This window comes from Micromonospora sp. AMSO31t (assembly GCF_008868175.1).
Classification (GTDB): domain Bacteria; phylum Actinomycetota; class Actinomycetes; order Mycobacteriales; family Micromonosporaceae; genus Micromonospora.
Window position 1 is genome coordinate 69,087 of record NZ_WBKT01000010.1, and the last position, 10,182, is coordinate 79,268.

A 10,182-nucleotide genomic window follows, 5' to 3' on the forward strand; every position below is an offset into this window, starting at 1 on the left:
TGGGATCATCGCCCGTCGCCGGACGCCGCGGTTGTCGTGTCAGGCGTGCGCGTGCAGCGGCTTGCCGGCCAGGGCCAGGTGCGCCTCGCCCAGGGCCTCGGTCTGGGTCGGGTGGGCGTGCACGAGCTGCGCCACCTCGGCCGGGTAGGCCTCCCAGTTGTAGATGAGCTGCGCCTCGCCGATCAGCTCACCGACCCGGGCGCCGACCATGTGCACGCCGACCACCGGGCCGTCGTCCACCCGGACCAGCTTCACGTGACCGGCGGTCTTGAGGATCTGGCTCTTGCCGTTGCCGCCCAGGTTGTAGTTGTAGGTCTTGACCTTGTCGGCGCCGTACTGCTCCTTGGCCTTCGCCTCGGTCAGGCCGACCGACGCCAGCTCCGGGTCGCAGTAGGTGACCCGCGGGATGCCGGCCTCGTCGATCACGGCCGGGTTCTTGCCGGCGATCTCCTCGGCGACGAAGATGCCCTGCTGGAAGCCACGGTGCGCGAGCTGGAGGCCGGGCACGATGTCGCCGACCGCGTAGACGTTCGGCACGCTGGTGCGCAGCCGCTCGTCGGTCAGCACGTAGCCGCGGTCCATCTTGACGCCCTGCTCCTCGTAGCCGAGGTTGGCGGTGTTCGGGCCGCGGCCGACGGCGACGAGCAGCAGCTCCGCCTCGACGGTGTCGCCGCCCTGGATGGTCAGCTTGACGCCGTTCTCGGTCTTCTCGACCTTCTCGAACGGCTTGCCGACCTTGAAGTTGATCTTCCGCTTGCGGAACGCCCGCTCCAGCGCCTTCGAGGACTCCTCGTCCTCGGCCGCCACCAGCCGGGGCAGCGCCTCGACGATGGTCACGTCCACGCCGAAGGACTTCCAGACGCTGGCGAACTCGACGCCGATCACGCCGCCGCCCAGCACGATCGCCGAGGAGGGGACGCGGTCCAGGGTCAGGGCGTGGTCGCTCGTGATGATCCGCTCGCCGTCGACCTCCAGGCCGGGCAGGCTCTTCGCGTACGAGCCGGAGGCCAGGATGAGGTTGCGGCCGGTGTAGCGCTTGCCGTCGACCTCGACGACGTTCTTCCCGACCAGCTTGCCGGCGCCCGCCACGAAGGTGATCTTCTTGGAGCTGCCCACCAGGCCCTGGAGGCCCTTGTAGAGGCGGGAGATCACGCCGTCCTTGTACGAGTTGACCGCCGCCATGTCGATGCCGACCAGCTCGGCCTTGACGCCGAACTGCTCCGACTCGCGGGTCTGGTCGGCGATCTCGGCGGCGTGCAGCAGCGCCTTGGTGGGGATGCAGCCGTTGTGCAGGCAGGTGCCCCCGAGCTTGCCCTTCTCGATCAGGGCGACGGAGAGGTCCAGCTGGGCGGCACGCAGCGCCGCCGCGTAGCCGCCGCTACCACCTCCGAGGATGACGATGTCGAAGGTTGCGTCGTTCGGCTCGCTCACGTCCAACTCCCAGGTCGCGTCGCTGCATTCGGGGGTTACGGGGGAGTAACAGGCACACCCCACCTCGGTCATCTTGTCACCACCGGGCACAGGGCGCGTAGTGAGGTGCCCAACGACACGTCGGTGACACGTACGCTTGGCACCGTCTTCGATGACGGACGGGGGAGGAGTGGGTTCGGTGGGGCTGTTCCGACGACGCAAGCAGGCGGGCGCGGTGAGTCGCGACCGGGCCGCCGACCGCGCCGATCTGGACCATCTTGAGAGTTTCGTCCGCACCCGGCAGGGCGTCGAGGCGTTCCTGGAACCCCGGACCACGGTCACCGAGACCACGATCATGCTGATCGCCGGCGACGGAGAGTGGACGCGGAGGCGGGTCGGCGGGCCCGAGGAGGCCCGCCGGTTCGCCCACCGGCTGGCCATCCCGATCTACGACGTCCGGCTCATGGGCTACCCGCAGCGGATGCGCGACTACAACGAGCGCCGCAAGCGCCGCCCCGAGCTGTTCTGACCCCGACACGCGAACGGGGCGCCCCCGGCGAGGGGAGCGCCCCGTTGTGGCGGTGCGGCGCGTCAGCCGTTGGCGGCGACGTCGTCGACCAGGTGCAGCAGGGTGCGCACCGGGACGCCGGTGCCGCCCTTGGTCCAGTAGCCGGTGGCCTCGCCCGAGTGGTAGCCCGGGCCGGCGATGTCGATGTGCGCCCAGGCCACGTCGTCGGTGACGAACTCGCGCAGGAAGACGCCACCCTGGAGCATGTGGCCCGCCCGGTCCATGCCGGCGTTGACCTGCGAGATGTCGGCGACCTCGGAGTCCATGCCCTTGCGCACGTCGTCCGGCAGCGGCATCGGCCAGGCCGGCTCGCCGGTCGCGTCACCCGCGGCCCGGACCCGCTCGCACAGCTCCGGGGTGCCCATCACGCCGGCGATCCGCTTGCCCAGCGCGATCACCTGGCCCCCGGTCAGCGTCGAGGTCTCGAACAGGTAGTCGGCGCCGTCCTCGCAGGCCCGGGCGATGGCGTCGGCCAGGATCATCCGGCCCTCGGCGTCGGTGTTGAGCACCTCGACCCGCTTGCCGCTGTACATGGTGATCACGTCGCCCGGCCGGTAGCTGGTGCCCGACGGCATGTTCTCCGCCATCGGCAGGTAGCCGGTGACCGCGACCGACGGCTTGAGCGCCGCGACGGCCAGCATGGCCGCGCCGACCGCCGCCGCGCCCGCCATGTCGGACTTCATCTCCCACATACCCTGGGCCGGCTTGATCGAGATGCCGCCGGTGTCGAAGGTGATGCCCTTGCCGACCAGCGCGACCCGCTTGCCGTTGCCGCCGCCCTCCGGGGTGTAGGTCAGCTTGACCAGCCGCGGCGGGGCCTCCGAGCCCTGACCGACGGCGAGGATGCCGCCGTAGCCACCGGCGGCCAGCGCCGCCTCGTCGAGCACCTCGACGCCCAGCCCGGCCTCGCGGGCGGCGGCGGACACGGCCTCGGCGAACGACGGCGGGCGCAGCTCGTTCGGTGCGGTGTTGACCCAGTCCCGGCTGGTCCGCACCGCGCCGGCCACCGCCTGGGCGCGGGTGACCTCGGCCTGGGCGGTCGCGTCGGCGGCGTCCGGCACGGCGACCAGCACCTCGGCCACCGGCTCCCGCCGGGCCGGCTGCGGCTTGGTCTTGTAGCCGGCGAACCGGTAGCCGCCGAGCAGCGCGCCCTCGGTGACCGCGCGCAGCGCGGCCGGGGCGTCGGCGTCGTCGGGCAGCGGCAGGGCGAGCGCGACGCGGGACGCGCCGGCCAGGGCCCGGACGGCCGCGCCGGCGGCCCGGCGCAGGGTCTCCGGGGCGGGGGCGGCGCCGGACGGCTCGGGACCGAGGCCGACGGCGGTGACCACCGGGGCGGTGACCGTGCCCAGCGTGGCCAGCTTGATCACCTCGCCGGGGCCGCCGGTCGCGCCGAGCAGGGCCAGCGTCTCGGTCAGCTTGCCGTCGAACGCGGCGGCGATGCTCTCCGCGCCGCTGGCCAGCAGCAGGGCGCCGGCGGGTGAGCCGGCCTCCTGCTCGGTGGTCTGGCTGTGCACGCCGATCACGATCGCGTCGACGGCGAGTTCGGCGGGGTCGGTGTCGACCAGGCTGAGGGTGGTGCGGGGCGATGTCACGAAAGCTACTCCGGGCGGGCCGGGCCGGCCGCTGCGTCGCGTACCGGCGATGAAGGTCTCCGGCGGCGAACCTACCCGCCGGACGCGTGGCTGTCCCGCCGATGGGTCAGAGGCGGGGTCCCGCCGATGCTAACCAGCCGGTCACGGGCCGGTAAGTTCGCACCCATGACCGAGGTGACCTCCGACGCCGCCGCGACCCGGCTGCGCCGTTCCCCGTTGCACGAGCGGCACACCGCGCTCGGCGCCAAGTTCGCCCCCTTCGGGGGATGGGAGATGCCGCTCGAGTACGCCGGGGGCGGCGTGCTCAAGGAGCACACCGCAGTGCGCACCGGGGTGGGCGTCTTCGACGTCTCGCACCTCGGCAAGGCCCGCGTCACCGGGCCGGGCGCCGCGGACTTCGTCAACTCCTGCCTGTCCAACGACCTCGGCCGGATCGCCCCCGGCAAGGCCCAGTACACGCTCTGCTGCGACGACGCCACCGGCGGCGTGGTGGACGACATCATCGCCTACCTGTACGCCGAGGACCACGTCTTCCTGGTGCCGAACGCGGCGAACACCGCCGAGGTGGTCGGCCGGTTGCGCGCCGCCGCGCCCGAGGGCGTGATCGTCACCGACGAGCACGAGGCGTACGCGGTGCTCGCGGTCCAGGGCCCGCGCTCGGCGGAGGTGCTGGGCACGCTCGGCCTGCCCACCGGGCACGAGTACATGAGCTTCTCGGCCGCCTCGCTGAACGGCGTCGAGCTGACCGTCTGCCGCACCGGCTACACCGGCGAACTCGGCTACGAGCTGGTCGCGCCGGCCGGCGACGCGCTCGCCGTCTGGGACGCGCTGTTCGCCGCCGGCGAGGCGGAGGGGCTGCGCGCCTGCGGCCTGGCCGCGCGGGACACGCTGCGCACCGAGATGGGGTACCCGCTGCACGGGCAGGACCTGTCCCTGGACATCACGCCGGTGCAGGCCCGCTCGGGCTGGGCGGTCGGCTGGGACAAGCCGGCCTTCTGGGGCCGCGACGTGCTGCGGGCCGAGAAGGCCGCCGGCCCCGCCCGCACGCTGCGCGGCCTGGAGGCGGTCGACCGGGCCATCCCGCGCCCCGGCATGGCCGTCTACGCCGGCGACAAGCAGGTCGGCACGGTCACCAGCGGCACCTTCAGCCCGACCAGGAAGCAGGGCATCGCCCTGGCCCTGGTCGACACCGACCCGAAGCTCCCCGACGGCGAGGTGCTGGAGGTCGACATCCGCGGCCGCCGCGCCCAGATGCGCCTGACCCGCCCGCCCTTCGTGGAGCCCTCCGTCCGCTGACCCGCCGTTCCCGTCGATCAAGAGGTTTGCGTCGGGATCCGGCCCACCGGAGACGCAAACCTCTTGATCGACAAGGCGGCGTCAGCCCGTGGGGGGTTCGCCGGCGTCGAGGACGGCCTGGGTCCAGCCGCCCTCGATGACGCCGGTGCCGTCCAGCACGGCCCAGTCGACGACGTCGGCGGCCTCCACCACGACCGGGGCGCCGATCCGAACCGTGGGGTCGCCGGAGGCGTCGCTGGCGCTCGCGCCGACGATCCGCTCCGGGGTTTCCCACGAGGTCACCCCGGCCCAGACGTACTCGGGGCCGTCGTCGCCGGGCAGCCCGTACTTGACCACGAGCTGGCTCTCGGCGGGGAGCCGGCCGGCCAGGAAGCGGGCCCGGATGTCGTCCAGCGCCGCCCGGGCCGTGGCCACGGCCCGGCTCATCGCGTCGCCGGAGCGGGCGTACCGGACGTCGGGCTGGATGCCGTTGAACAGGGTCGCGCAGGCGGCGGCGAAGTAGCGGCCGGGCGGGCCCGGATGCCCGGGCGGCGGGTTGAGGGTGAGGAACGAGTCGGCGTCCGGGTCGGTCGCCGGGTCCAGCTCCAGCCGCAGCAGCACGGGCGCCGTCGCGCCGTGCTGCTCCGGATTGCCGTACGCCACCGCGATGTCGTGCCCGGTCACCGTGGCCAGCACCGGAAGCTGCACGAACGCCGGCACCTCCTCGCCGGACAGCCCGTCGGTCCAGTCCCGCAGCAGGCGGCGGGCGGCCCCGGTCATCACCGCGCCCCAGGCACGGGTGAGGTGGTCCGGCACGCCCTGCGCCTGCAGCTCCAGCAGCCCGAAGCGGCGCAACCCCTTCGTGGTGAACCAGAGCCCGTCGGCGTCCGACGAGTACGGCACCAGCACCCAGTCGACCAGCCGGATCCGGCCCTGCTCGTCAGGGAGGGACCGCAGCGCCGTGGCCGGGTCGAGAAACTGGAGCCCGAAGACGTCCACCACGTCCCCGTCGACCGTTTCGGCGACCGCCGCGGCCACCGCCCGGGCCGCCCACTCGTGCGCCGGCGGCCAGCCCGGCCGGTATTCGGCCTGCACCACCACGAGGTGCGTGGCGGCGGCCAGCCGGGCCAGTTGCGGCTCGGTCGCCCCGAACGCGGTGAGCAGGTCCGGCGGCAGCTCCGGGAACTCGCTGACCGGGCGGGTGTCCACGGTCATCAGCGGGCTGTCCAGCATCTGCCGGGCCAGCCCGTGCACCGGCTCGGCGAGCCGGCCGGCCAGCCGCTCCACGGCGGTCTTCGGGCTCACCTTCGGCAGGCCGACGATCGGCACCAGGTAGGTCGCGTCCAGCGACTCGGGCACCGGAACGGGCAGGAAGTCGTCCGTGATGAGCATGCCGTCCCCCTCGACCGTGCCGGTGCACCTCGCCTGAGAACGCTACCCGCCCGGACGGGTGGGGCTCAGGCGGACAGCACCAGTCCCAGGTAGGACAGCGTGGTGACGATCTCCACGAGCGCGCCGAGCACGTCGCCGGTGATGCCGCCGAGCCGGCGTACCAGGTGCCGCAGCAGCCCGGCCGCGACGGCGAGCGCGGCCAGCACGGCGAGCGGCCCCTGCCACGGGCGGCCCGGCACCGCCGGCACGGCCAGCAGCGCCACGGCGACCGTGCCGGCCACCAGCGCGACCGGCCCCACCGTGCCGGCCACCAGCGCGCCCAGGCCCTCCGGCCGGGCGGCGGGCACCCCGCGCCGGCAGGCCAGCGCGACAGCCATCCGGCCGGCCGCCGTCGCGGCGACCACCGCCGCGAGCGCGGCCGGCCGGGACCGCCCGGCCAGCTCCGCGAGCACCGCGGCCTGGAGCAGGAGTACGACCACCAGCGTCACCACGCCGAACGGCCCGACATCCGGCTTCTTCATGATCTCCAGCGCCGCGGGCCCGCGCCGGTAGGAGCCGAGCGCATCCACCGTGTCGGCCAGCCCGTCCAGGTGCAGTCCCCGGGTGAGCAGCGCGCCCAGCGCGACGGTCACCCCGGCGGCGACCAGCGGGGGTGCGACCGCCGCGGCGAGCAGCAGCACCGCACCGAGGAGCGCGCCGAGCAGCGCACCGACCGCCGGAGCCAGCGCCATCGCGGCGCCGGCCGCGGCCCGGTCCACCCGGCCGGCGCGCACCGGCGCCGTGGTGAACGTGGTGAGCGCCAGCCGGATCCCGTCGCCGAGGCGGAACTCAGTCGGCACGTCGGCCGGGGGCGACCGGCTCGTCCGGCTCGACGGTGGTGGGCCCCGGACCGGCCGGCTCCGGCTCCGGCTCGGTGAAGTCCGGCTGCGGCCCGGTGCTGGTGGGTCCGGGGCCGGCGGGTTCGGGCTCGGTGAAGTCCGGCTCGGGTCCGGTGCTGGTGGGTCCGGGGCCGGCGGGTTCGGGCTCGGTGAAGTCCGGCTCGGGTCCCGTGCTGGCGGGTCCGGGGCCGGCCGGTTCGGGCTCGGTGAAGTCCTCGTCGTCCCCGCCGCCGAGCGCCGGGTGCACGGGCAGGCCGGCGGCGAGCGACAGGGCCGCGCGCAGCAGCGGCAGGGCGGCCAGCGCGGTCGCTCCCTCGCCCAGGTCGAGCCGGAGGTCCAGCAGCGGGGTCAGGCCCAGCACGTCGGCGGCGAGCCGCACGCCGGGCCGGCCGCCGTGGTCGGGCAGCAGGCACCAGTGCCGGGCCTGCCCGGCCAGGTCGCGGCTCACCATGCCGGCAGCCACCCCGACCGGCCCGTCCAGCAGCACCGGGACGCGCCGGGCGGTCGCGCCGAGCAGCACGCCGGTGGCCACCGCCACGTCGCCGCCGCCCAGCTCCGCGAGCACGTCCTTGGCCTCCCGGGCGGAGCGCCGGGTGCGGTGCAGCGCGTCCCGGACGGCGGCGCAACGGACCATCCAGGCGGCGTCGTCGAACTCGCCGTGCTCGGTCACCACCCGGCCGAGCACCGCCGGGGGTTCCGCGCCGGCCGTGGCCGCGAGCACCGCCGCGGCGGCCGTCTCGGTGCCGGCCCCGCACGCCGCGAGCACCAGCAGCTGTACGCCCGCGTCGGCGGCCTGCTCGGCGAGCCGCCACCCGTAGCGCAGGGCCGCCTCGACCTCCTCGCCGGTGAGCGCCGGCCCCTCCTCGATGGGGGCGGAGGCGGGTGTCTCCACCACCTGGAGGCTCGCGCCGTTCTCGGCGGCCAGCCGGGCGAGCGGCCCCTTGCCGGCGCGCGCCTGCCGGGCGCGGCGGGCCGACCCGCCGGGCGCGGCGCCGGCCGACGCCCCGCCCTCGTGGTCGCCGTGCAGCAGCAGCACCCGGACCGAACTCCACGGCGTCGGGGTCGCGGTGCCCTGGGTGGCGGCGGCGAAGCCGACCACCCGTTCCAGCACACCGAGACCGGCGCCGGGGATGTCCAGAGTGGCGAGCCGGTCGACCGCCTGCGGCCCGGTGTAGTCGTCGGGCATCGGCAGTTCCATGCCGGGCTGGATGACCAGGCCGGTGGCGACCATCGGCAGCGCCATGGTCGGCGCGGCCCAGTCGGCCGGGCCGGCCGCGGGGACCGGTGCCGGGGCCGGGACGGTCGGCGCGGTCGGGGTGAGCACCTCGGGCAGCGCCTCGTCGGGCGCGCCGGCCGGTGCGGGAGCGCCCGGTGCGGCGCCCGCCTGTGCGGGACCGGCTGGTGCGCTGGCTGCCGGTGCCTGACGGGTCTCTGCGGCGCCGGCCGGGGCGGCCGCCGGCTTCAGCCAGGCGGTCTGCCCGGCCACCACCAGTGCGACCGCGTCGCAGGCCTCGGCCACGGCCCGGTTGGTCGCGCCCAGCGCGTCGGTGAACGCCCGGCCCAGTGGTGTGGTGGGCACCAGGGACAGCCCCACCTCCGGGCTGACCAGCACCAGCCGGGCGGCGCTGGCCCGGACGGCCGCGGCCAGCTCCGCGATGGTGGCCGTGTCGTCGGCCGGCTGGTGCGCCGGATCGAGCAGCACGGTCACCCAGCCGCCCAGGTCGTCGACGAGCAGCGTCTCGTTCGGGCCGGCCGCCGCGATCACCTCGGCCAGGCGGCCGGGGTCGGCGGCGGTCTCCTCGGTGGTCCAGCTGCCGGGCCGGCGGGCGCGGTGCGCCGCGAGGCGGGTCGCCCACTCGGTGTCCTCCGGGTCCCCCTCGGGGGCGGTGGCCACATACCGGACCGTGGGCGCGTCGGCGACCACCGACTCGGCGAACTCCGACTTGCCCGAGCGGATACCGCCGAGCACCAGGAGGGTGTTCCACCCGTCTACCGACATGCCCGTACCTTAAAGCCGCCCGGCGGGTCGCCGCCCGCCGCCCCGGTGTCAGTCGCAGTGCTCGAAGGGGCTGGCGTAGCTGGCCCCGCCCGCCGACCCGCCCCACTTCACGCAGACCCCGGCGGCGGTGGCCCGCACCGGCCCGGCGTAGTACTGGTAGGCCCCGCTCTCGGTGTGCCGCGCCTTGCCCTTCACCTCCAGGTAGGCGGTCACCGTGGTGGCCCGCCCGACATCGGTGTCCTTGAGGGTGACCACGCAGTTGGCGCTGCTCGCGGTGCTGTAGAGCAGGTAGACACGCCCCTTGCGCACCCCGCCGGCGGTCAGGGTCGCCGAGTCGATCACCTGGTAGCCGCTGCCGCACGCCTGCGCCGCCGTGTACGGGTTGGGCTTCTGCGGGGCGGCCGTGCTGCCGGTCGGCGCGGGCGCGCCGGTGGTCGGGGCCGGGTCACCGGCCGACGGGCTGCCCCCGTCGGCGGCCGGGCGGCTCGGCGTGGCCGACGGCGACCGGCTGGGCCGCCCGGTACGGCTCGGCGTCGGTTCCGCGCCGGCGCCGGTGGACGCCTCCGGCTGCCCGGGGTCGGCGACCGCGGACTCCCCGGTCAACGCGGCCGGGCGCTGCCCCGGGTCCGTGTCGCCGGGGGAGTGCAGCACGGTCACGACCACCGCGGTCAGCACGGCGACCAGCACCACGCCGGCCGCCCCGGCCAGCGCCAGTGCCCGGCCGCGGCCCCGCCGCTCCGCCGGCTCCTCCCGCGTCGGCGGCACGCCCGAACCGGCGTGCCGGTCCCGCACCGACCCGTGGCCGGGCTCCCCGCCCGGCTGTGCGGCGCCGACCGACCAGGCCGGCCCCGGCGCCGGGCCCTGTCCGGCAGCCCCGGGAACGGGACCGGGAGCCCCGGAGACGGGACCCGGGCCGGCGGAGACGGAACCGGGACCGGCGGAGGCGTGTCCGGGAGCGAAGACCGGGCCGGGCGGCGTGGTGCGGGCGGCCGGGACCGGGTCGGGGCCGGGCAGCGGTGCGGCCGGGAACGCCGCCGGCGACTGACCGGAAGGTGGCGGGGAGGCCGG

8 protein-coding genes are annotated in these 10,182 nt (G+C 75.7%); 2 read left to right on the forward strand and 6 right to left on the reverse strand.

Translation table 11 applies throughout. The annotated features are described in order from the left end of the window. Positions 1–39: 39 nt before the first annotated feature. Entirely contained in the window at positions 40–1,431 is a 1,392-nt protein-coding gene (lpdA, locus tag F8274_RS04360) for a dihydrolipoyl dehydrogenase (protein WP_151460970.1), read from the reverse strand. A 178-nt stretch (positions 1,432–1,609) separates the two neighbouring features. Between lpdA and F8274_RS04365 the strand changes: the two genes are divergently transcribed. Then, positions 1,610–1,939, forward strand: coding sequence for a hypothetical protein (locus tag F8274_RS04365; protein ID WP_151460971.1), 330 nt, complete (start codon positions 1,610–1,612; stop codon positions 1,937–1,939). A 62-nt stretch (positions 1,940–2,001) separates the two neighbouring features. On the opposite strand, the gene F8274_RS04370 is transcribed toward F8274_RS04365, so the two are convergent. Continuing rightward, a complete protein-coding gene (locus tag F8274_RS04370; RefSeq protein WP_151460972.1) occupies positions 2,002–3,570 on the reverse strand; it encodes a leucyl aminopeptidase in 1,569 nt (522 codons plus the stop codon). A gap of 165 nt (positions 3,571–3,735) precedes the next feature. Between F8274_RS04370 and gcvT the strand changes: the two genes are divergently transcribed. Further along, complete coding sequence (gcvT, locus tag F8274_RS04375; protein WP_151460973.1) at positions 3,736–4,866, forward strand: glycine cleavage system aminomethyltransferase GcvT; 1,131 nt, start codon at positions 3,736–3,738, stop codon at positions 4,864–4,866. Between the two features lie 81 nt (positions 4,867–4,947). Here gcvT and F8274_RS04380 read toward each other — a convergent pair whose 3' ends face one another. From F8274_RS04380 to F8274_RS04395, 4 genes are all read right to left on the reverse strand, one after another. Beyond that, complete coding sequence (locus tag F8274_RS04380) at positions 4,948–6,237, reverse strand: DUF2314 domain-containing protein (protein ID WP_151460974.1); 1,290 nt, start codon at positions 6,235–6,237, stop codon at positions 4,948–4,950. 65 nt (positions 6,238–6,302) lie between these two features. Further along, positions 6,303–7,076 carry an adenosylcobinamide-GDP ribazoletransferase gene (locus tag F8274_RS04385; protein WP_151460975.1) on the reverse strand — a complete coding sequence of 258 codons (774 nt, stop codon included), beginning with the start codon at positions 7,074–7,076 and terminating at the stop codon, positions 6,303–6,305. Continuing rightward, positions 7,066–9,114, reverse strand: a complete 2,049-nt coding sequence (locus tag F8274_RS04390) for a bifunctional adenosylcobinamide kinase/adenosylcobinamide-phosphate guanylyltransferase (RefSeq protein ID WP_151460976.1) — start codon at positions 9,112–9,114, stop codon at positions 7,066–7,068. The genes F8274_RS04385 and F8274_RS04390 overlap by 11 nt, the downstream gene beginning before the upstream one ends. Before the next feature lie 48 nt (positions 9,115–9,162). Next, a partial coding sequence (locus F8274_RS04395; RefSeq protein ID WP_225853602.1) for a hypothetical protein occupies positions 9,163–10,182 on the reverse strand: 1,020 nt, incomplete at its 5' end.